Source organism: Streptomyces sp. SP18BB07, from assembly GCF_036322545.1.
Taxonomy (GTDB): Bacteria; Actinomycetota; Actinomycetes; order Streptomycetales; family Streptomycetaceae; genus Streptomyces; species Streptomyces deccanensis.
The window spans coordinates 57898-80262 of sequence record NZ_JAQYWT010000226.1; the positions used below are offsets into that span (position 1 = coordinate 57898).

Genomic DNA, 22365 nt, shown 5'->3' on the forward strand with positions numbered 1-22365 from the left:
CGTCTGTGCAGCGCTTTGCGTCGCATCGTGTCGTGCCGCGTCACAGCGCGCCGTCGCGCGCGACGGCGCGCAGCGCGAACCGGCCGCTCCTTTTCACTCCTCCGGCGCATCCGTGCGGGCCTCCGCCACGGAAGGCGTTGAAGCAGACACCGCTGTGCCGGCGACGGAAGGAACCCTGATGGGCCCCAGCGACGCGAAGGATCACCCTGCGGCAGCGTCACCGCCCGGATCTCCTGAAGGGGTCCCGTCCGACGAGACGTCGTCCGGCGAGAGCTCATCCGACGAGGTCCCGTCCAAAAAGGTCTCGTCCGAGGAGGTCCCGTCCGAGGAAGTCCCGTCACACGCGCCGGCGGTCGCGTACGAGCCGCACGCCGTCGACCGCGACGTCCCCGGGGCCGTGCGAGGCGTGCTGCGGGGACTGCTGGCGGAGCGCACCGAACGGGCCGCCGCGCTCGACCCGGTGTTCGCGGAGGATCTGGCCGAGCGCGTCGCGCGGTTCGCCCTGGACGGAGGCAAGCTCATGCGTCCGCGCTTCGTCTGGTGGGCCCTGCGCGCGTGCGGGGGAGGGGCCGCCGAGACGGAGGCCGCCCTGCGGATCGGCGCCGCGCTGGAACTGATCCAGACCTGCGCGCTGGTGCACGACGACGTCATGGATGGCTCCCGGCTGCGCCGCGGACGACTCGCTCTGCACGCGGACATCGCCGCGCAGTACGCCGACGTCACGGAGCCGGCCCACGGGGCCCGGTTCGGCGAGGCCGCGGCGATCCTCGCCGGCGATCTGGCCCTGGCCTGGGCGGACGACATCGTCGCCGCGACCAGGACGGCGGCACCGGCCGCCGACCACGCCGTCCGCGAGCTCTGGAGCACCATGCGCACCGAGATGGTGGCCGGGCAGTACCTGGACATCCAGGGCCAGGCCACCTCCTCCAGGTCCCTGGCCCGCGCGATCCGCGCCGCCTGTCTGAAGAGCGCCCTGTACTCGGTGGAGCGCCCCCTCGCCCTCGGGGCGGCGCTGGCGGGCGCGGACGCCGCACGGAGCCGGGCGCTGTGCTCGGCGGGCCGGTGCGTCGGCATCGCCTTCCAGCTCCGGGACGACCTCGGCGACGTCTTCGGGGGCCCCCGGCACGCCGGCAAACCCACCGGGGGCGACATCCGGGCCGGCAAGCCCACCTATCTGGTCGCCGTGGCGCAGGCCCGGGCCGAGGCCGCCGACGACCGGCCCGCCCTCGCCCTGCTGCGGCGGTCCCTCGGCCGAACCGATCTGCCGGAGCACCGTCTCGCCGAGGTCCGTGACGTCCTGGTCCGCACCGGAGCGCGCGACATCGTCGAGGCGAAGATCGACCGTCTGGTCGCCCAGGGCCTGCGCCATCTGGAGTCCGCCCCGCTGGAGGCGGAGGGCCGACGGCACCTGCGGGAGCTGCTGCACACCACGGCCGGCGGCACACCACCACCGCCTCCCTCCCGTGCCCCGCACGGTGCCCCGGACGGCCTGCCGGTCCCGCTGCTGCTGGGCGCCGCCGAGGGAGCCACCCGATGACCAGGACCGTTCCCGGGCGCACCGATCACGTCGTGGTCGTCGGTGCCGGACTCTCCGGCCTGGCGGCCGCCCTGCATCTGCTCGGAGCCAGCCGCCGGGTCACCCTCGTCGAGCGCGACGCGGGGCCCGGCGGTCGCGCCGGACGCCTGGAGCGCGGCGGCTACCGCATCGACACCGGCCCCACCGTGCTGACCATGCCCGACCTCGCCGACGAGGCCTTCGCCGCCGTGGGCACGACTCTGCGCGAGCGGGTCGACCTCATCCCCCTGCACCCCGCCTACCGGGCCCTGTTCGCGGACGGCAGCGGCATCGACGTCCACACCGACGCCGACGCGATGGAGGCGGAGGTCGAACGCTTCGCGGGCGCCGAGGAGGCGGCGGGCTACCGGCGGCTGCGCGGCTGGCTGGAGCGGCTCTACCGGGCCCAGATGGGTCGCTTCATCGACACCAACTTCGACTCCCCGTTCCAACTGCTCACCCCGGACCTCGCACGGCTCGCCGCGCTCGGCGGCTTCGGACGGCTGGACGCGGGGATCGGCCGCCATCTGCGCGACGAACGCCTGCGCCGGGTCTTCTCCTTCCAGGCGCTGTACGCGGGCGTCCCGCCGGCCCGGGCCCTCGCCGCCTACGCCGTGATCGCCTACATGGACACCGTGGCCGGGGTGTACTTCCCCCGCGGCGGGATGCACGCCCTGCCGCGGGCCATGGCGGACGCCGCCGCAGAGGCGGGCGCCGACCTGCGGTTCGGGCAGGACGTCGTCCGGCTGGAACGCTCCGGCGAGCGCGTCACCGCCGTGATCACCGCCCACGAGCGCATTCCGTGCGACGCCGTCGTCCTCACGCCCGACCTGCCCGTCGCCTACGCCCTCCTCGGCCGACCGCCCCGCCGGCCGCTGCGGATCAGACACGCGCCGTCGGCCGTCGTCCTGCACGCCGGCACCGACCGGACCTGGCCCGAACTCGCCCACCACACCCTGTCCTTCGGCACCGCGTGGCGACGCACCTTCGACGAACTCACCCGCACCGGCAGCCTGATGAGCGACCCCTCCCTGCTGATCACCCGCCCCACCGCCACCGACCCGACGCTCGCCCCGCCCGGCCACCACCTGCACTACATCCTCGCGCCCTGCCCCAACACCGACATCGGACCCGACGCCGCCGCGTGGGGCGAGCTGGCCCCCCGCTACCGCGACAGCGTCCTGCGGGAGCTGGAACGACGCGGCTTCCACGGCATCGCCGACGCCGTCGAGGAGCAGGCCCTCGTCACCCCGGCCGACTGGCACGCCCAGGGGCACGCCGCCGGCACCCCGTTCTCGGCCGCCCACACGTTCGCGCAGACCGGCCCGTTCCGGCCGCGCAACCTCGTCCGCGGCACCGCCAACGCCGTACTAGCCGGCTGCGGCACCACTCCCGGCGTCGGCGTGCCGACCGTCCTGCTGTCCGGCAAGCTCGCCGCCGCCCGGATCACCGGCCGGCACGCGACCCCCGTCCCCAGGCGCCGGCGCACCGCGTCGGCCGCACCGGAAGGAACCCCCTCATGACCGCCCGCGAACTCGACGCGGCGGGCATCACCGAGCCGGTGCTGCGCGACGCCTACACGCACTGCCGCCGCCTCAACGCCCGCCACGGCAGGACCTACTTCCTCGCCACCCGGCTGCTGCCCGTGGAACGCCGCCCGGCCGTGCACGCGCTCTACGGCTTCGCCCGCTGGGCCGACGACATCGTCGACTCCCTGGACACCGACGCGCCGGCGCACCGCCGCGCGGCGGACCTCGCGCTCCTCCACGAGCGCCTGGAACGCGGCCTGCGTGACAGCCACGCCGACACCCACGCCCACACCCATGTCCATGACGACGGTGGCGACGGTGGCGGCGTCGAGCCGGTCGTCCTCGCGCTCGCCGACACGGCCCGCCGGTACGCCATCGACCACCGGCACTTCAGCGACTTCATGGCGTCCATGCGCAGCGACCTGGAGGTCACCGACTACCCGACCTACGACGACCTGCGCACCTACACGCACGGTTCCGCCGCCGTGATCGGGCTGCAGATGCTGCCCATCCTCGGAACGGTGGTCCCGCGCGAGGAGGCCGCCCCGCACGCCGCCGCCCTCGGGCTGGCCTTCCAGCTGACCAACTTCCTCCGGGACGTCGGCGAGGACCTGGACCGAGGCCGGATCTATCTGCCCGCCGACCTGCTGGGCGCACACGGAGTGGACCGGGAGCTGCTGTCGTGGAGCCGCCGCACCGGCCACCGCGACCGGCGGATCACCGAGGCACTGCGGGCCTTCGAGGACCTCACCCGTGGCGTCTACCGAGAGGCCGCCCCGGGCCTCACCATGCTCGACCCCGTCGCACGCCCCTGCATCCGCACCGCGTTCGTGCTGTACGGGGGCATCCTGGACGCCGTCGCCCGCGACGGGTACGCCGTGCTGCACCGCCGTGCCGTGGTGCCCCGGCGGCGGCGCGCCGCGGTGGCCGTCGACGGGCTCGTACGCCTGACTGCGGCACGGACATCGGCACGGAGGGCGGCGGCACGGACGCCGGCGCGCGCCGGGGCCCGGCGGACGGGACCGTCGGCGCGCGCCGGGGCCCGGCGGACGGGACCGTCGGCGCCGGACGCACCGCCTGCCGTCGGACACGAACTGACCACGGCCGGACACGCACCGGCCGTCGGACACGCACCGGCCGCCCACACCGCCTCGTCCGGGCCGCTCCACGAGGAGGTCGCGTGAACCCCCGACGCCCCGTCCGCCGCCGCCGGTACCCCCTGTCCCTGCACCGCGACCCGGTGCCCTGGGAACGACAGCGGCCCACTTGGCGCGAGGCGCGCCCGGCCGTGATCGCCGGCGCCCTCAAACGCGCGCAGGCCCGCCCGTCGGGCAACTGGTACGTCGTCGGTGCCACCCGGGACATCCGGGACGACCGCCCGCTGGCCAGGACGATCGCCGGCCGGGAGGTCGTGGTCTGGCGTGCCGCCGACGGCCGTCTGGTCGCCGGGCCCGGCATCTGCCCCCATCTGGGCGCGCCGCTGAAGGACAGTCCGGTGCGCTGCGGCACCCTCCTCTGCCACTGGCACGGACTCGCCCTGTCCGGCGGCCCGTTCGCGGGATGGGAGCCGCTGCCCGCGTACGACGACGGTGTGCTGGTGTGGGTGCGTCTGGACGACGTGGGCGGCGAGTCGCCCCTCGAAGCACCCGTGGTGCCGGTGCGGCCGGCCCGCGCGGAGTCGCTGTCGGCGGTCTACGTCGGCGTCGGTGTCTGTGAGCCGGAGGACGTGGTCGCCAACCGGCTGGATCCGTGGCACGGCGCCTGGTTCCACCCCTACTCCTTCGTCGACCTGACCGTCGTCGACGCGCCCGCCGGGGAGGATGACGGCTTCACGGTCGACGTGTCCTTCAGGCTCACCGGGCGACTCGTCGTGCCGGTACGGGCGGTGTTCACCGCGCCCGAGCCGCGCACGGTCGTCATGCGCATCACCGAGGGCGAGGGAGCGGGCTCGGTGGTGGAGACCCATGCGACCCCGCTCGCGCCCGACGACCGGGGCAGGCCCAGGACAGCTGTGGTGGAGGCCGTCGTGGCCGCGTCGGACCGGCCCGGCTTCGCCCTGGCCCGCAGGGCGGCGCCGCTCCTGCGACCGCTCGTACGGGCTGCCGCGGGCCGCCTGTGGCGCGACGACCTCGCGTACGCGGAGCGGCGCTGGCACCTCCGCTCGACGGGCCGCTTTCCGGGGTGAACCGGCGGGGCCCACGCAGGGAGCGGAAGGAGAGAGGAACCATGTCGGACCGGCCCACGGCGGAGCCGGCCGCGGAACTGCCCCGCCACGGGGTGACCACGGGCTTCCTCGCGCGCAGGCTGGGGGTGTCACCGACGACGCTGCGTTCCTGGGACCGCCGCTACGGCCTGGGACCCGCCGTACGCGCCGAGGGCCGTCAGCGGCGCTGGTCGCCCGACGACGTGGCGATGCTGCAGGAGATGTGCCGGCTGACGGCTGCGGGAGTGCCTCCGGCGGAGGCCGCCCGCGCCGCCATCGAGCGGGCACGAGGAGGAGGAGTCGAGGGGACCGCCGTGGGCCAGGGCGCGCGTCGCGGTGACGTCGACACGGCCGCGCTCCCTGCCCCGCCCCTCCGGGCACCGCGCGGTCACCCCCCGGCCTCCGCCTTGCCCCTCGGGGACGTACGCCAGGAATGCCGCGGTCTGGCCCGTGCCGCCGTCCGGCTGGACGCGGTGGCCGTGCAGGAACAACTGTCGGCGGTGGTGCGCGACTACGGGCTCGTCGTCGCGTGGCAAGAGGTGATGGCGCCCACCCTGCGGGCGGTCGGCCGCAAGTGGGAGTCCTCCGGCGACCGGTACGTGGAGGTCGAGCACCTGTTGTCCTGGCACATCTCCACCACGCTGCGGCACGCGCACCTGTCGGCGCCACGGCCGGCGGAGGACGCCGCGCCCGTGCTGCTGGCCTGTCTGCCCGACGAGCACCACACGCTGCCGCTGGAAGCGCTGGGTGCCGCACTGGCGGAGCGGCACGTGCCGGTGCTGATGCTCGGCGGAGCGGTCCCGGCCGAAGCGCTGGACGGAGCCGTACGACGCGTCGCCCCGGCCGCCGTCGCCCTGTGGGCCCAGTCGCGGTCGACCGTCGGCCTGCCGCTGGCCCAGCACATCGCCACCGCCCGCTGGGGGATCCGCGGCGCGCGCAGACAGAGCCCCGTCCTGCTGTGCGGCCCCGGGTGGGGCCGCCGCACCCCGGAGGGACTGCTGCGGCCGTCCGGACTGCACGACGCGGTCACCACACTCGTCCCGCTCTCCGCTGCGACACGACCGTGACAGGGGCGGCCGAGAGCGCAGGGAGGCGGACAGCCCGGAGGTCGAGCCTCAGTGTCCGGGCTCGTCGCGGCGGCAGTACAGGAAGAGATGGGGCTCGGGCCCGGCGTCCGGATGGTCCGGGGCGAAGACGGCGCTGTGCCGGGACAGGACGGTCAGCCCCGCCGCCTCCACCATGCCGACGACCCCCTCCTCGGCGAAGCTGGTCGCGCGGACCGGCCGGCCCATGAAGACCACCTCGACGTCCTCCACGTCCGCGGGCACGGTGGCCAGCACCAGATGCCCACCGGGCCTGAGGGCGAGGGCAAGGCGCCGCGTCAGCGCCGACTGCTCGGCACGGGGCATCTGCAGCAGCGAGAAGAACACGCACACACCGTCGAACGACTCGGCGTCGAGGGGGAGATCGCGGATGTCGCCGCAGCGGAACTCGGCCTCGGGGACCTGGCGGGCGGCGAGTTCGACCATGACGGGGGAGATGTCGACGCCCAGCACCCGGTGGCCCGCCTCGACCAGCGCGGCCGCCGTGGGCCGCCCCGTACCGCTGCCCACGTCCAGCGTCCGCGCGGTCGGCGGCAGCCGTTCGACCAGCCACTCCAGGGCGGACAGTTGGGCGGGAGCGTGGGCGAACGCCTTCTCGTAGACGGGGCCCAGCGCGTCGAACAGCACGGCGGCGGGCGGCCGTTGGTCCTCATGACTCACGTCGACGTCCCTTCGCTCACCGGCCCGTATCGTCGCACCCACCGCACACCGGCCACAACGGGCTCCCGGTGCGCGTGCGTCCCGAGGTGCCGGGCGGGGGAGAATGGGCACCGTACTCAACGGTCGACCTTTGCGGAGGAGCGGGGACATGCAGAACGCGCGAGCGGGCCAGGTCGCCGGGCACGAGGACCTCATCGACGTGGCCCGTCTGGTCACGGCGTACTACGCCCTGCGTCCGGACCCGGCCGACCCCGGGCAGCGGGTGGCCTTCGGCACCTCGGGACATCGCGGCTCGTCCCTCGCGACGGCGTTCAACGACGACCACATCGCGGCCACCAGCCAGGCGATCTGCGAGTACCGCGCCGCCCAGGGCACCGACGGCCCCCTCTTCCTCGGCGCCGACACCCACGCCCTGTCCGAACCCGCGCGGGTCACGGCCCTCGAGGTGTTCGCCGCCAACGACGTGACCGTCCTCATCGACCAGGCCGACGGCTACACGCCCACTCCGGCGGTCTCGCACGCCATCCTCACCCACAACCGCGGCCGCACGTCCAGTCTCGCCGACGGCGTGGTGGTCACCCCCTCGCACAACCCGCCCGCCGACGGCGGCTTCAAGTACAACCCGCCGAACGGCGGACCGGCCGGTTCCGAGGCGACCTCCTGGATCCAGGACCGGGCCAACGACATCATCGCGAGCGGCCTCAAGGACGTACGGCGCATCCCGTACGCCCGTGCCCTGGCCGCTCCCGGCACCGGCCGCCACGACTTTCTCGGGGCCTACGTGGCGGACCTGCCGAGCGTGCTGGACCTGGAGGCGATCCGGGCCGCCGGCGTACGGATCGGCGCCGACCCGCTCGGCGGCGCCTCGGTCGCCTACTGGGGCCGCATCGCCGAACAGCACCGGCTCGACCTCACGGTGGTGAACCCGCTCACCGACCCCACCTGGCGCTTCATGACGCTGGACTGGGACGGCAAGATCCGCATGGACTGCTCCTCGCCGTACGCCATGGCCTCGCTCATCGAGCGGCGCGACCGCTTCGACATCGCGACCGGCAACGACGCCGACGCCGACCGGCACGGCATCGTCACACCGGACGGGGGCCTGATGAACCCCAACCACTATCTGGCCGTGGCGATCTCGTACCTCTTCTCGCACCGGGAGCGGTGGCCCGCGACCGCCGGGATCGGCAAGACCCTGGTGTCGTCCAGCATGATCGACCGGGTCGCCGCGGACGTCGGCCGGCAGTTGGTCGAAGTCCCGGTCGGCTTCAAGTGGTTCGTGGACGGACTGTCCGACGGCACGCTCGGCTTCGGTGGCGAGGAGTCGGCCGGCGCGTCCTTCCTGCGCCGTGACGGCTCGGTGTGGACCACCGACAAGGACGGCATCATTCTGGCGCTGCTCGCCTCCGAGATCACGGCGGTCACCGGCAGGACACCCTCGCAGCACTACACCGCGCTGACCGACCGCTTCGGCGCCCCCGCCTACGCGCGCGTCGACGCCCCGGCGTCGCGCGAGGAGAAGGCGCTGCTCGCCAAGTTGTCCCCGCGCCAGGTCACCGCCGACACCCTCGCCGGTGATCCGGTGACCTCGGTCCTCACCGAGGCCCCCGGCAACGGCGCCGCCCTCGGCGGCATCAAGGTCGCCACCGCCAACGCCTGGTTCGCGGCCCGCCCTTCGGGCACCGAGGACGTGTACAAGATCTACGGCGAGTCCTTCCTGGGCCCCGACCACCTGCGTCAGGTCCAGGACGAGGCCAGGTCGGTGGTGCTCACGGCCCTGGACAGCTGACCTCCGGGGCACTCCCCGCGTCGCCTCACGGGGAGTGCCCAGTCCGACGCATGCACGAGCACTGCCGCCGGCTCCACCGCGTTCGGCGCGGCCGTTCTCGACGCCGTCGGCCAGATCGCACAGGGCGTCACACGGACGAGCGGCCTCTGCGTCTCGTCAGCCCTGCCCCGAGCATCTACTTCCGCATCTCCTGTTCCTTCCGGTGCGGGCACTGACCCACCAGATTGCGCCCAACTGCCGTACCAGCGGCCCTTGTTGACCGGCTGGTTCGCGGTGGTCCCGTGTGCGCGGGCGTCCCGTTGACAGGTGTCGGCCGGGTCCCGGGTGTCAGCGGCCCCTACGCGGCCCCTCAGGCAAGCGGGAATCCGGACCGGCCGAATAAAAGGGTTACCCCGAGCGAAGTTCAGTGCGGCTGATCCGGGGCTGTTTGGCATGTCCTCGACCCCCTAGGTTCGCTGTGCTCCGCACAACGATCGGTCATGCCCTCGGACGTACGCACTCCAACGACAGCCGAAGGACAAACTCCGTGCGCAGTCTCAGACACGCGATACTCCCGCTGGCCGCGGTCGTCTGTCGAGCGGTGCCCCGGTCGACTCGGCCCAGGGCATCGCCGCGCTGGAGCGCTACTGGACGCCGGAGCGCATGGCGAACGCCGTCTCGCTCGACGAACGGCCCGCCGCGCCGCGGCCCGACGCCACCGAGAAGGCCAGCCCCACCGGGAAACCCGGCCCCACCGGGAAACCCGGCACGACTCCGTCCGCCCCCGCCCGTTCCGAGGCCCCGGCCCCGCGCATCAACGAATCCGCCGCGGTGGGCAAGGTGTTCTTCACCAACCCCAGCAACGGCGGCACCTACGCGTGTTCGGCGAGCGCCCTCAACAGCGACTCGAAACAGATGGTCGTCACCGCCGGGCACTGTGTGCACGGCGGCAGCGGCGGCACGTGGATGACGAACTGGGTCTATGTGCCGCGTTACCGCTCCGGGGTCCGGCCCTTCGGCACCTTCGCCACCAAGCAGATGCGCACGTTCAACGCCTGGATCAACAGCAGCGACCTCAGGCGGGACGTGGCCATGGTGACCACCTGGCCCCTCAACGGCAACAAGATCGTCAATGTCACCGGTGGTCACGGGATGAGCTGGAACTTCTCGCGCACACAGCCCGTCACCATTCTCGGCTACCCGGGGGAACCTCGACAGCGGGGAGATCCAGTGGGCGTGCACGGGAACGACCCGCGCGGCCAGTGACAACGGCATCGAGCTCCAGTGCAACTTCGGTGGCGGCTCCAGCGGCGGCCCGTGGCTGCGGGAGCGGTGACCGCATGGCGCGCCGCGGCCGGCGCCCCGGACCCCGAGTCGCGGCCGGACCCGGCCACCACGACCCACGAGCCAGGACGGGACCCGGCGGAGGTCCGGGAGTACTGGTCGCCCGAGCGGATGCGGGACGCCGGCGGCGCGCCCATGCCGAAGCGCGACTGACGGCGGGCGAGTCGGCCGGAAGCATGACACGCGGGGCGTGGGGGCGGGGGACACCACCGCCCCCACGCCCCTGCGTGCGAGGTCAGTCCGCCGCGGGGTACACGCGGGTCACCTTGCCGTCGGTGTCGGCCTCCAGATAGCCGGACTGGTTGTACTCGTCGCTCAGGTAGACGGCCATTCCGGCCGGGGTGTCGAAGATGTCGTTGGGCTGCCTCACCAGCAGATAACGGTTCTGCGGGTCAGGGACGTTGAGCTTCTTCGCAGCCTCCTTCAGGAGGGCGGGAACCTTGTCCCAGTCGAAGTCGTCGAGGCTGACGGGCTGTTCGCCGCCGGCCAGTGTGCCCTTGATGATGCCCTTCTCCACGCCCCGCCCCGGGCGGTAGGTGTAGGTGTCGTACTTCGTGTCACTGCCGTCGACCATGAGCTGGGCCGACACGTAGTCCGGGTAGACCGAGAAGTCCCCGTACCGGTCGCGGCCCGTCTCCTCCTCGAACGCCTTGATCGCCGTGCGGATGCCGTCCGGAGTCAGCATGCCGCCGGCCTCCACGTCCTTCGGCTCCTGCGTCTCCTCGTCGGCGTCGGTCGGTGACGCGCCGCCGGTCGGTGAGGCGGTCGACTTCGACTCCGAGGTCGAGGTGGTCGGCAAGACGTTGGCGTTCGTGTCGCGGGCGTCGTCCAAGGGCAGCAGCCACCACAGCAGGACCAGGGCACCGGCGAGCGACACTCCCGACACGCTCCACAGGACGGCCAGACGAGCCCCGCGTCGACGCCGTGCCCCGTTCGCGGGGTGCATGGGCGTGGTCGACGGCTGGTACGGAGACGCCCCTGGCAGGGACTGGACCAGCGGCGAGTCGACGGGCGGCGACTGGAAGGGCGGTGAAGGGAGGGGTGGTGAATGGAAGGGCGGCGGCGGGCCGAACCCGGCGGCGGTGACACGCGTCGTACCGGCAGTGCCCGGGCCGGCCCCGGTGGCGGGCGTCGGCGGATTCAGCGCGTACGACGTGGGTTCGTCCCGCACGGCCGTGGTCTTCGGCCCGGCTTCGACCTCGGCGAGTCGCCGGTCCAGTACGGCCGCCGACGGCCGTGCCGCCGGATCCCGTACGAGCACGCTCATCAGGACGTCGCCCAGGGCACCGGCACGCTGCGGAGGCGCCACGTCGTCGTTGAGGACCGCGGCGAGGGTGGCCAGGGTGGAGCCCCGGCGCAGCGGGTGGTGGCCCTCCACGGCGGCGTACAGCATCATCGCCAGCGACCACAGGTCGGAGGCGGACCCGCCCTCCTGACCCGATATGCGCTCCGGTGCCATGAAGTCGGGCGTCCCGATGACGGAGCCGGTGGCGGTGAGGCCGCTCGTCTCGCGGATGGCCGCGATGCCGAAGTCGGTGAGGACGGGACGTCCGTCGGGGCGCAGCAGGACGTTGGCCGGCTTGACGTCCCGGTGCTGGATACCGGCGTCGTGCGCGGCGGTCAGCGCGCCCAGTACCTGTCGCCCGAGCCGTGCCGCCTCGGCCGGCGGCATCGGGCCCTCGGCCAGCCGGTCGGCCAGCGAGCCGCCGCTGACCAGTTCCATCACGATCCACGGGTAGGTGCCGTCGCCGCCGTCGACGATGTGGTGGATGGTGACGACGTTCGGATGGTCGATGCGGGCCAGTGCCCTGGCCTCGCGCAGGACCCGCTCCCGCAGGGTCCGCGCGCCGTCGGGGTCGTACTCGGCGAGGTCCCGGTCGGGCGGGCGGACCTCCTTGACGGCCACGAGCCTGTGCAGCACCAGGTCCCTGGCCCGCCAGACGGTCCCCATCCCACCCCCGCCGAGGCGGGTCTCCAACTCGAAGCGCCCGTCGACGACTCGTCTTACGGGGCCTCTGTCGTCCTCGTTCATGGGCGGGAGCATAGTGGCCCCAACCGACAGCATTCGCCGCCCCGTGCTCACCGAGCCGCTGCTCCCGGTGGCACCGGGCCTGACACCGGAGCCCGGCCCGTGCGCGGTCCGGCCGGGCGGGACAAGCTGGAGGTACGGGAAGCACGGCACCGTACCGGCGTCCGGACGCACCGGCCCGCAGGTGTACCACCGGTCCACGGACCCGGCCAGTCGAAGAGAGGCAGGGATCGTCATGAAGGGCTTGGTCTTCCACGGCCCCGGACAGTCGTCGTGGCAGGAGGTGCCCGACCCGGGGATCAAGGACCCCACCGACGCGATCGTCCGTGTCGACACCGTCACCATCTGCGGCACGGACCTGCACATCCTCAAGGGCGACGTGCCCGAGGTGCGCCCCGGCACGGTCCTGGGCCACGAGGCCGTCGGAGAGGTCGTCGAGATCGGCGGTGACGTACGGACCGTGCGCCCGGGCGACCGGGTCCTCGTCTCCTGCATCACCGCCTGCGGCCGCTGCCGCTTCTGCCGCGAGGGGGCGTACGGCCAGTGCCTGGGCGGCGGGGGCTGGATCCTCGGCCATCTGGTCGACGGAACCCAGGCCGAGTACGTCCGGGTCCCGTACGCCGACCTGTCCGTCCACCCGCTGCCGAGCACCCTGGATGCCGAGGACGCCGTGCTGCTGGCGGACATCTTCCCCACCTCGTACGAGGTGGGCGTGGTCAACGGGTGCGTCCGCCCCGGCGACACCGTCGCCGTCGTGGGCGCCGGCCCCATCGGACTCGCGGCGATCGCCACCGCCCGGCTGTTCTCGCCCGAGCGGATCGTCGCCGTGGACCTGGCCCCGGCCCGCCTGGAGGCCGCCAGGCAGCTCGGCGCGGACGCCGTGGCCGACGCCCGGGAGGATCCGGCGCAACTGGTCGCGGACCTCACGGACGGGCTCGGCGCGGACGTCGTGATCGAGGCGGTCGGGGTACCAGAGAGCTTCGAGCTCTGCACCCGCATGGTGCGCCCCGGCGGGCACGTCGCCAACGTCGGCGTGCACGGCAAGCCGGTGACGCTGCACCTGGAAGACCTGTGGATCAAGAACGTGACCATCACCACGGGCCTGGTGGACACCCGCTCCACCCCCACCCTGCTGCGGATGGCGGCCGTCGGCCGGCTGCCCACGTCGTCCCTGGTCACGCACACCTTCGCGCTGGACGACATGGAGGAGGCGTACGACGTCTTCGCCCGCGCGGCCGACACCGGCGCGCTCAAGGTCGTGCTCGGCGGGCCCCGCCACGACGTCGTCGCCGTCCCGGCGGCCTGACACCGCGCCCCCCGAGGCCCTGGGGTCGCGATTCCGCCGCCGCGGCGGACTGCGACGGCGGACGGCCCCGGCGGGAGCCCGCTACGCGGTGGGCGCCGGTTGCTCCCCCGAACCCCGGACGATCAGCCGGGTCGGGACGGTGAGCGTACGGGCGCGGGAACGGTCGCCGTCGAGTCGGGCCAGAGCGGTGGTCGCGGCGGCCCGGCCGATCTCCTCGGGGTCCTGCGCGACGACGGTCAGGGCGGGCTCCAGCGCCTCGGCGAGCGACACGTCGTCGAAGGCGACGACCGCCACCTCCTTGCGCTTGCTGCGGGCGAGTTCGGCGACGATCCCGAGCGCCATGATGTTGTTCCCGGCGAACAGGGCGGTCGGCGGATCGGGCAGATCGAGGAGCTGGGCGGTCGCGGCCTCGGCCCCCTGCTGGTCGTGTGCGCCCGCGACCAGTGCGGGGTCGTGCGGGAGGTCGGCGTCCCGCAGGGCCGCGCGGTATCCGGCGAACCGCTCGCGGCGGGTGTACAGCTTGGCGGGCAGGTCGCCGACGAATCCGATGCGCCGGTGTCCGTGGGCGATCAGGTGGGCGACGCCGTCCTGGGCGCCTTCCCGGTTGGAGCTGACGATGCTGTCCGTGGTGAGTCCGACTCCCGGGCGGTCGAGGAAGACCACGGGCAGGCCCGCCGTGCGCTGCGCCCGCAGGTGGGCGTGGTCGGCTCCGACCGACGGCACGACGATCAGGATGCTGACGCGCCGGGCCAGGAACTTGGCCGTCAGGGCGCGTTCACGGTCGGGGTCGTCCGCGGACGACCCCATGAGCAGCGTCAGCCCGCGTTCGCGGACGCTGTCCTCGATGCCCCGGGCGACGGCTCCGAAGAAGGGGTTGCCGAGGTCGGGGACGACCAGTCCGACGGTGGTGTCCGGACCGCCGACGCGCATGTTGCGTGCCATGAGGTTCGGCTGGAAACCCAGCGCGGCCACTGCGGCGAGCACCTGTTCCCGGGTCCGCGCCGAGACCGGTCCGTCCTCGTTCAGGACCCGTGAGACTGTCTTGGCGCTGACGCCGACTTCTCGGGCGACGTCGGCCAGCGTGGGGCGGCGGTTCGCTGCCATGGAGGAAACCGTCTCCTGTGGGCTCTCGGTCCCGGCCGCGGCCTTCGGCCGGAACTGCGAGAGCGGTGTCGTGCTGTCAGGTGGCCTGTACTCCGGCGGCCTTCGCGGCCTCCGAATCCGCTACGACAGTAGCGCCGGCCGCGTCCACGGTGAGCGCGCCGGTCATGATCGCGACGACCTCCGCCATCGAGTAGTCGGACGGCTTGATCACGGCGGCGCGCCGGCCGAGTCGGTGGACGTGGATCCGGTCGGCGATCTCGAAGACATGGGGCATGTTGTGGCTGATCAGGACGACCGGCATGCCCTTGTCGCGGACCCTGCGGATGAGGTCGAGGACCTGACCGGACTCCTTGACGCCGAGGGCGGCCGTCGGTTCGTCCATGACGACGACACTGCGGGCCCAGGCGACGGCACGGGCGACCGCGACGGCCTGCCGCTGGCCGCCGGAGAGGGTCTCGACGGACTGGGTGAGCGAGCGCAGACCGATCTTCAGGTCGGCCATGTGCTCGGCGGCCTCCTGACGCATGCGCTTCTTGTCCAGCATGCGGAAGGCACTGCCCAGCACACCGGGGCGGCGCAGCTCGCGGCCGAGGAACATGTTCGAGGCGATGTCCATGGACGCGGCCACGGCGAGGTCCTGGTACACCGTCTCGATGCCGTGGGCGCGTGCGCTCTGCGGCCCGGAGAAGGTGATGGGCTTCCCGTTGAGGCGGATCTCGCCCGCGTCCGGGGTCACCGCGCCGGTGAGGGCCTTGATCAGACTGGTCTTGCCGGCGCCGTTGTCACCGATGACGGCCAGCACCTCGCCCGGCATGAGGTCGAAGTCGGCGCCGTCGATGGCGGTGACATGGCCGTACCGCTTGACCAGACCGCGGGCCTGCAGAACGGGGGTGGGAGAGGCGTTGGCGGTCATCGGGCCTTCTTCCGGGAGATCTGGTCGACGGTCACCGCGAGGATCACCAGGACACCGGTGATCAGGGTCTGGTAGATCGAGGCGACGCCCATCAGCTGCAGGCCGTTGCGGAAGACACCGACGATCAGGACGCCGATGAAGGTGCCCAGGACCGAACCGCGTCCGCCGAAGAGGCTGGTGCCGCCGAGCACCACGGCGGTGATGCTGTCGAGGTTGTCGGTCTGCCCGGCCTGCGGATCGCCCACGCCGGTACGGGAGATGAGCAGCAGGGCGGCGATGCCGTACAGCACGCCCGCCACGGTGTAGACGCCGATGGTCAGCCGGGAGGTGCGGATGCCGTTCAGCCGGGCCGCCTCCGGGCTGTTGCCCAGCGCGTAGACGTGCCGGCCCCAGCCGGTGCTGCTCAACGCGTAGGCGAGCAGGAGGAACAGGGCGATGGTGACCAGCGAGCCGTAGGTCACGTCGGTGTAGCCGAGCGGGAAGGTCTCCCCGAGCGCCGTCAGCGGACCGGGCAGGTTGGTGACCGTCTGCTCCTCGGAGTAGATGTGGGTCAGCGCGAACGCCACGTTCAGCATGCCGAGGGTGACGATGAACGGCGGCAGCGGGATCTTCTGCACCAACACCCCGTTGAGCAGGCCGAATCCGCCGCAGACGACCAGGCCCAGGGCGATGGCGGCCAGCGGCGGCAGGGTGCCCTCGGCCGCCATCCTGGCGATCACGATGCTGCCGAACGCCATCACTGCACCGCACGACAGGTCGATGCCGGCCGTGAGGATGATCAGGGTCTGGCCGATGGCGAGGGTGCCGACGACCATCACCTGCTGGATGATCAGGGAGAAGTTGCCGCCGGTGAGGAACTGGTCGGTCGAGAGGGAGAAGAAGGCACAGGCCAGGAGGAGCGCGGCCAGGGGGCCGGTGGTCGGCGCCGTGAGCAGTCTGCGGGCCGTCGTCGGCGCTTTCAGCTCCGCGTACGGCGAGGATGTGCTCGGGGGCGTGGACGTGGCTGTCATGCGAAGTCCTTGTCGGAAGACAGAGTTTCCTTGTCGCCAGGACAAGGGGGGCGGCCGCTCCCACCGGTCGGGGAGGTGGCGGGCGGACCGCCCCGCTCAGGGAGGTGGCAGTCTCGTACGGTCCTCGGGCCTGTCGTTCGGATCATGTCGGCTTCGGGCTGCGGCGCCTGGTGACCGCAGATGTGCGTGCCAAGCCCCGCGGCCCAGGCGTGATCCGAACGACAGGCCCTCGGGAGCGGCTCAGCCCCAGCAGTTCTCCAGGCCGTAGGCGGTGTCCTTCGACGCGACGCCGTCCTGGGCCTTGTCGGAGATCAGCGTGACCCCGGTGTCGGTGTAACCGGACGCCTTCTTGCCGTCCTTCGCGTACGTCACCACGGCCTTGACGCCCTCGGCCGCCATCTTCAGCGGGTACTGCTGCGAGGTCGCCGCGATCTTCCCGTCCTTGACGGCCTGGGTGCCGGTGCAGCCGCCGTCGACGGAGACGATCAGGACGTCCTTCTCCCGGCCCTTGGCCTTCAGCGCGGTGTACGCGCCGAGGGCGGCCGGTTCGTTGATGGTGTAGACGACGTTGATGTCCGGCTCCTTCTGGAGGCAGTTCTCCATCGCCGTCTGCCCCTTGGCCTGGTCGCCGCCGGTGTCCTGGGCGCACAGGACGTCCTTGTCGGCGGCGCCGAAGCCCTTGAGGAAGCCTTCGTGGCGCTGCACGCCGACGGAGACGCCGGGCGCGAGGTCGAGGGTGGCTATCTTCGCCTCCTTGCCCTTCATCACGGCCTTGGCGTACTCGCCGATCAGCTCGCCGGCCTTGACGTTGTCGGTGGCGAAGAGGGCGTCGACCGCGCTCTCCGGCTCGGTCGGGGTGTCCAGGGCGATGACCAGGACACCCTTGGCCTTCGCCTTCTCGATCGCGGGGACGATCGCCTTGGAGTCGCTGGGGGTGATCAGGATGCCCTTCACCCCGGCGGCCACCATGTTCTCGATGGCGGTGACCTGACCGGCGTTGTCCCCGTCGAACTTGCCGGCCGCGGTCATCAGCTCGACGCCCTCGGCCTTCGCGGTCTTCTCCGCGCCCTCCTTCATCTTCACGAAGAACGGGTTGGTGTCGGTCTTGGTGATCAGACCGACCTTGACGTCACCCGAACCGGCACTGGACGAACCCGAGCCCGTGTCGGAGCCGGAACCGGGGCCGCAGGCCGTCAGGGCGAGGGCCGCGACGCCGGTGACGGCGGCGGCTCTGAGGACGGCGGAGGACAGGCGAGTGGTGCGAGACATGAACACTCCTGTGGGATGACGAGCGGCACGGGGCCGGGAGTTCGGAGCATGCCGCCCCGATGTGTCATCGCTGACTTATGTCATCGTTGACACTGCATGGCGAGGATGATGGACTCCGTGTCGCGGCAACGTCAATGCCTTGCACCCGTCACAAATCGGCAACGTCCACGACCGCCGTCCCCGCCGCCCGGTCGGTGACCGCGTCACGAAGCGCCCCGCTGTCCCGGTTCCTACCGGAGAGAAGAGCAGCCCATGAGCCCGCGCCAGATCACCGTCCTGGGGGAGTGCGTAGCGGACGCCTTCACCGAACCCCCGGCCGCCGCGAACGAGCTCGCGCTGCGCGTACTGCCCGGCGGCGGACCCGCGAACACGGCGGTGGCCCTGGCCCGCCTGGGCACCCCGGCACGCTTCCTCGCCCGGCTCTCCGGCGACCTGTTCGGACGTCTCTTCCGGACCCACCTGGAGGCCTCCGGAGTGGACCTGTCGTACGCCGTCGACGCCGCCGAACCCAGCACGCTGGCCGTGGCGGAACTGGACGCACGGGGTCAGGCCGCGTTCTCCTTCCACGCCCAGAACACCGCCGACTGGCAATGGACCCCGGAGGAACTGGGGCCGGTGGACCTCTCGGACGCGGCCTGCGTGCACACCGGATCACTGGCGCTGGTCCGCGCGCCGGGCGCGAGCGCGGTGGAGGAGTTCCTCGACCGGGCCGCGCCCCGGGCCACCATCAGCATCGACCCCAACGTCCGGCCGCTGCTGGTCCACCCCGACGTCTACCGGGACCGGCTCGCCCGGTGGTGCCGTCTCGCCGACATCCTGCGGCTGAGCGAGGACGACCTGGAACTGCTGCTGCCGGGCACCTCGCCGGAGCGGGCGTGCGACCTCTGGCACGCCGCGGGGGCACGCCTGGTCGTGATCACACTCGGCGCCGACGGCGCCCTCGCCTCCCTCGACGGCGAACGGGTGCGGGTGCCCGGGGTGACCACCCAGGTCGTCGACACGGTGGGCGCGGGGGACTCGTTCACCGCCGGACTGCTGCACCACCTCGCGGAACGTGGCCTCCTCGGCGGCCGACTGGACGGCCTCACCCTCGACGACGTGACCGAAGCCTGTCGTTTCGCCGCCCGGGTGGCCGCGCTGACCTGCTCGGTCGCCGGCCCCAACCCGCCCTGGCACGAGCAGTTGGCACAGCCGGCGATCGCCGCCGACGCCTGACGGGGCCGTACAGCGCCCCGCCTCCCACCTCCCACGGACAAGGACACGGAACCATGACGAAGACCCTGCTGGCCGAGTTCACCGCACGAGAGGGAGCGGAGGACGAGGTCGCCCGCCTGATCGGGGACTACGCCCTGAAGGTGCGCGCCGAAGAAGGCAACCTCGCCTTCGACGTCTACACCAAGGCCGCCGCCCCCCGCGCCTACTGGATCTTCGAGGTCTACCGGGACGAGAACGCCTTCCGGACCCACCTGAACGCCCCCTACGGCGCCCCGTTCAACGCCGCCCTCACTCCGCTGATCGAGGAGGACGCCTCCGTACTGACGTTCCTCGACCCGCTGACCACGCGTCGGTGACGCGCTCGGTCACCGTCAGACCCACGGCGCGACGACGCTGAAGGAGCGGCTCGTCCGGTACGCGGCGGTGTCCTCGGCCGGGTCCAGCCAGAGCTGGAGGTCCTCCCGGTGGCGGAGGTAGCGGCCGGGGTAGTTGTACGACTCCAGGGAGACCGAACCGCCGGTGGAGCCGGAGCGGGCGCAGAAGGTGGCGTCCTCCCGGAAGATGGCGGATCCGTCGTCGGTGTCCAGTCGGATACGGAACGCGTAGTGCCGCAGATACCTCCCCGTACCGTCCCTGAGCGAGTAGCAGCGGGGGTCGGCGAGGCCCGGCACGAAGGTGAAGGTGGCCGCCCGCCGGGCGGCCGCGGAGCTGGTGGCACCGACCGGGTTCAGGGCGCCGAATCGACCGGACCGGCTGACGTAGGAGCCGGGCACGTCGACCGACCGCAGGGCCTGCGGCCCCGAGAAGCGTGCCGCAGCCGCGGTCGGCGCTGTCGTCGGAGCTGTTGTCCGCGTCGGAGTCGGCGTGGGTGTGGGCGTCCGCGTCGGTGTGGGGGTGGGTTTCGGTGAGGCGGGCGTCGTCGAGGACGGTGACACGGACGGGGCGGCGGGCGAGGACGGGGCCACGGCGGCGGGGCGCGGAGCCGGATCGGGGGACCGCGTCGCGGTGTACCAGGCCACGCCGGCAGCCGCGAGCGTCACGGCACCCACGACCGCCACCACCACGGGCTTGGCGGCCAGTCCGCCGAACGTATGCGCCGTACGGCCCGCGCCGCTCGTCGTTCCTCCCGCGCCGCTCGTCGTACGCACGCCCGCCTCGACGGTCTCCGCCGCCGAGCCCGCCTCCGAAACCCTGGTCAGCACCAGGCCGGTCAGGCCGACGGGTACCGGTACCAGCGCGAGGCCGCCCAGCAGTCCCTCCGCGGGGATCAGGTCGGACGTGCTGGACCGGCACCGCGCGCAGTCGCGGACATGGCGTGCGAGCCGTTTGCGCCACAGCGCGGACGGCCGCCCGCCCCACGAGGTGAGGACGGTGGCCAGTACCGGGCAGCGCGGCGAGGCGGTCACGGCCCGTACCACGGTGCGTGCGCTCTCCAGCCGTTCCTTGACCCGCTGCACCCGGACCGCGGTGTGCTGCGGTGTGAGGCCGCAGGCCGCCGAGAGCTCGCCGCGGGTCAGTTCACCGGCGGTCTCCATCCACCACAGCGCGAGCACCTCGCGTTCCTCGTCCTCCAGCCAGCGGGTCGCCTCCACCGCTTCGCGGCGCTGCCCCGAGAGCGCCAGTCGAAGGATCGCCAGATCGACGAAGTCGGCCTGCGGGTCCGCCTCTTGGGCGGTCTCCTCCAGGGGAACCGCGGTGAACCGGGTACGCCCGCCGCGCCATCGGTCGCGGATCTGACGCACGGTGATGGCGACGAGCCAGGACCGGAACCGGTCCGGGTGCTCCAGTCCGGGCAGACCGTCCAGGACCCGCACCATGGTCTCCTGGACCACGTCGTCGACGTCGCCGTGTCCGTCCAGCGCCCGCCCGACGATGTTGTAGACCAACGGCAGACAAGCCCGTAGCAACTGGTCCGAGGCATGGGGGTCCCCGGCTCGCGCCGCCACCACGACGGCCACGTCCGGCTGTTCCCGTGTGTCCCGCGAACGCACCCCGCCCCACCTGTCCCGTCGCCCCTCTGATGTGCCGAGCGGCGACAGTGTGTCAGGGATGAAACCGACGGACTCCCCGGGGGTCGCTCAGAAGAATTCCGTTCCCCGTTTCCCGTTATGGGCGGGCCGCCCGTGCGTCTCCTGTACGTACGCACCCGCGCAGCGACAGGAAACCCGCATGCCCAGCGCGCGGGGTGCGCGACCCCGCCCTGGTCCGCGCCCCCGGCGGCGACAAGTACTGGATCGTCGCGACCGACCTGTGCATCGGCTGCGGGCAGAACTGGGGCACCGCCCAGAACAACGGCAGCCGCAACCTCGTCGTCTGGGAGTCCACGGACCTGGTCACGTGGTCGCAGCCGTGGCTGCTGAACGTCGCGGGCGCGATCCCCGACGGGCGCAACGCTTGGGCCCCCGAGGCGATCTGGGACCCCCAGACCAATGACTACGTCCTGTACTGGGCGACCAACGCGACCCTGAACGGTGTGCTCAAGCACCGCATCTACTACGCCCGCACATCGGACTTCCGCACCGTCACCACCCCGCGGCTCTATCGACCGTCCCGGCACCCAGGGCATCATCGACACCCAGATCATCGAGGTGCCGGACGGCGTCGGCACCCACCGCAATGTGCGGGCCTCCGGCGACGGGCAGATCACCCTCGAAGGCAGCGACTCGATCCTCGGCACCTGGACCACCCTCGGCAACCTCTCGACCAGTACGCTTCGGGCGGCGGCTACATGCCGGTCCTGACGACCGACCCCGCCGACCCGGCCGCGTACCAGGGGCAGGCGTCGGGAAGCTACGGCATGGGCGGCACGAAGAAGCGCCACGGCTGGATCCTGAACCTGACGGCGGCCGAGGAGAGCCGCGTCCTCGCACGCTGGCCCGGCACCGCCGTCAACCGGCTCCAGTCGTACAACTTCCAGGACCGGTACGTGCGGCACGCCAACTTCGACGTGCGCATCGACCCGAACATCACCGGGCCGGACGCCCAGTTCCGGCTGCGGACCGGTCTGGCGGGCTCCGGGACCGTCTCCTTCGAGTCGGTGAACTTCCCGGGCCACTTCCTGAGACACGCCGGGTTCGACTTCCAACTGGCCCACAACGACGGCACCGCTCAGTTCGCCGGGGACGCGAGCTTCCGTCAGGTCGCCGGCCTGGCCGACGCGGCATGGTCGTCGTTCCAGTCGTACAACCACCCCGACCGCTACCTCCGGCACTACGGATTCCAACTGCGGCTCGACCCGATCACCACCGCGACAGGGCGCGCCGACGCCACGTTCCGCGTGACGAGTTGATGCGGCCGGGGGTGTCGGCGCCGACGCGGTGACCCCCTGACCGAGGCGGCCCTCCAAGATGGGGACAG

18 protein-coding genes and 1 pseudogene are annotated in these 22365 nt (G+C 72.6%); 12 read left to right on the forward strand and 7 right to left on the reverse strand.

The genetic code is table 11. The annotated features are described in order from the left end of the window. Positions 1-178: 178 nt before the first annotated feature. Genes PUR53_RS06485 through PUR53_RS06505 form a run of 5 tightly spaced genes read left to right on the forward strand, consistent with a single transcriptional unit; the run spans position 179 to position 6354 of the window. Positions 179-1537, forward strand: coding sequence for a polyprenyl synthetase family protein (locus PUR53_RS06485; protein WP_329907681.1), 1359 nt, complete (start codon positions 179-181; stop codon positions 1535-1537). Continuing rightward, on the forward strand, positions 1534-3078 hold the full coding sequence (crtI, locus tag PUR53_RS06490; protein WP_329907682.1) for a phytoene desaturase family protein: 1545 nt from the start codon (positions 1534-1536) through the stop codon (positions 3076-3078). The genes PUR53_RS06485 and crtI overlap by 4 nt, the downstream gene beginning before the upstream one ends. Next, a complete protein-coding gene (locus tag PUR53_RS06495; RefSeq protein WP_329907683.1) occupies positions 3075-4268 on the forward strand; it encodes a phytoene/squalene synthase family protein in 1194 nt (397 codons plus the stop codon). The genes crtI and PUR53_RS06495 overlap by 4 nt, the downstream gene beginning before the upstream one ends. After that, on the forward strand, positions 4265-5269 hold the full coding sequence (locus PUR53_RS06500; RefSeq protein WP_329907684.1) for a DUF5914 domain-containing protein: 1005 nt from the start codon (positions 4265-4267) through the stop codon (positions 5267-5269). Before PUR53_RS06495 ends, PUR53_RS06500 begins: the two co-directional genes overlap by 4 nt. Positions 5270-5310: 41 nt before the next feature. After that, positions 5311-6354, forward strand: coding sequence for a MerR family transcriptional regulator (locus PUR53_RS06505; RefSeq protein ID WP_329907685.1), 1044 nt, complete (start codon positions 5311-5313; stop codon positions 6352-6354). A gap of 48 nt (positions 6355-6402) precedes the next feature. Here PUR53_RS06505 and PUR53_RS06510 read toward each other — a convergent pair whose 3' ends face one another. Beyond that, positions 6403-7050 carry a class I SAM-dependent methyltransferase gene (locus PUR53_RS06510; RefSeq protein WP_329896449.1) on the reverse strand — a complete coding sequence of 216 codons (648 nt, stop codon included), beginning with the start codon at positions 7048-7050 and terminating at the stop codon, positions 6403-6405. A gap of 148 nt (positions 7051-7198) precedes the next feature. Between PUR53_RS06510 and pgm the strand changes: the two genes are divergently transcribed. From pgm to PUR53_RS06525, 3 genes are all read left to right on the forward strand, one after another. Continuing rightward, positions 7199-8839: a phosphoglucomutase (alpha-D-glucose-1,6-bisphosphate-dependent) gene (gene pgm, locus PUR53_RS06515; RefSeq protein ID WP_329907686.1), complete on the forward strand. Its 1641-nt coding sequence runs from the start codon at positions 7199-7201 to the stop codon at positions 8837-8839. Between the two features lie 642 nt (positions 8840-9481). Further along, positions 9482-10084 carry a trypsin-like serine peptidase gene (locus PUR53_RS06520; protein WP_329907687.1) on the forward strand — a complete coding sequence of 201 codons (603 nt, stop codon included), beginning with the start codon at positions 9482-9484 and terminating at the stop codon, positions 10082-10084. A gap of 66 nt (positions 10085-10150) precedes the next feature. After that, on the forward strand, positions 10151-10315 hold the full coding sequence (locus tag PUR53_RS06525; protein ID WP_329907689.1) for a hypothetical protein: 165 nt from the start codon (positions 10151-10153) through the stop codon (positions 10313-10315). A gap of 82 nt (positions 10316-10397) precedes the next feature. On the opposite strand, the gene PUR53_RS06530 is transcribed toward PUR53_RS06525, so the two are convergent. Continuing rightward, positions 10398-12194 carry a serine/threonine-protein kinase gene (locus PUR53_RS06530; RefSeq protein ID WP_329907690.1) on the reverse strand — a complete coding sequence of 599 codons (1797 nt, stop codon included), beginning with the start codon at positions 12192-12194 and terminating at the stop codon, positions 10398-10400. 232 nt (positions 12195-12426) lie between these two features. Here PUR53_RS06530 and PUR53_RS06535 point away from each other — a divergent pair, with 232 nt between their 5' ends. Next, a complete protein-coding gene (locus PUR53_RS06535; protein ID WP_329907692.1) occupies positions 12427-13497 on the forward strand; it encodes a zinc-dependent alcohol dehydrogenase family protein in 1071 nt (356 codons plus the stop codon). An 81-nt stretch (positions 13498-13578) separates the two neighbouring features. Here PUR53_RS06535 and PUR53_RS06540 read toward each other — a convergent pair whose 3' ends face one another. The 4 genes from PUR53_RS06540 to PUR53_RS06555 form a co-directional block, all read right to left on the reverse strand. Next, positions 13579-14601 (reverse strand): LacI family DNA-binding transcriptional regulator, encoded by a 1023-nt coding sequence (locus PUR53_RS06540; protein WP_329896455.1) that lies wholly within the window; start codon positions 14599-14601, stop codon positions 13579-13581. A gap of 76 nt (positions 14602-14677) precedes the next feature. After that, the gene (locus PUR53_RS06545; protein ID WP_329907694.1) at positions 14678-15514 is read right to left on the reverse strand and encodes an ATP-binding cassette domain-containing protein; all 837 of its coding nucleotides are present in this window, start codon (positions 15512-15514) and stop codon (positions 14678-14680) included. Further along, positions 15511-16524, reverse strand: coding sequence for an ABC transporter permease (locus PUR53_RS06550; protein ID WP_239759771.1), 1014 nt, complete (start codon positions 16522-16524; stop codon positions 15511-15513). Before PUR53_RS06550 ends, PUR53_RS06545 begins: the two co-directional genes overlap by 4 nt. A gap of 240 nt (positions 16525-16764) precedes the next feature. Then, complete coding sequence (locus PUR53_RS06555) at positions 16765-17793, reverse strand: sugar ABC transporter substrate-binding protein (protein WP_329907696.1); 1029 nt, start codon at positions 17791-17793, stop codon at positions 16765-16767. Positions 17794-18045: 252 nt separating this feature from the next. Between PUR53_RS06555 and PUR53_RS06560 the strand changes: the two genes are divergently transcribed. Continuing rightward, a complete protein-coding gene (locus PUR53_RS06560; protein WP_329896458.1) occupies positions 18046-19008 on the forward strand; it encodes a carbohydrate kinase family protein in 963 nt (320 codons plus the stop codon). A 53-nt stretch (positions 19009-19061) separates the two neighbouring features. Beyond that, the gene (locus PUR53_RS06565) at positions 19062-19364 is read left to right on the forward strand and encodes a putative quinol monooxygenase (protein WP_329896459.1); all 303 of its coding nucleotides are present in this window, start codon (positions 19062-19064) and stop codon (positions 19362-19364) included. 15 nt (positions 19365-19379) lie between these two features. Here the strand turns inward: PUR53_RS06565 and PUR53_RS06570 are convergent, their stop codons facing one another. After that, positions 19380-20999, reverse strand: coding sequence for a sigma-70 family RNA polymerase sigma factor (locus PUR53_RS06570; protein ID WP_329907697.1), 1620 nt, complete (start codon positions 20997-20999; stop codon positions 19380-19382). A gap of 188 nt (positions 21000-21187) precedes the next feature. On the opposite strand from PUR53_RS06570, the pseudogene PUR53_RS06575 reads away from it, so the two are divergent. Next, positions 21188-22297, forward strand: a pseudogene (locus PUR53_RS06575) (glycoside hydrolase family 43 protein); the annotation flags it as partial. Positions 22298-22365 lie beyond the last annotated feature (68 nt).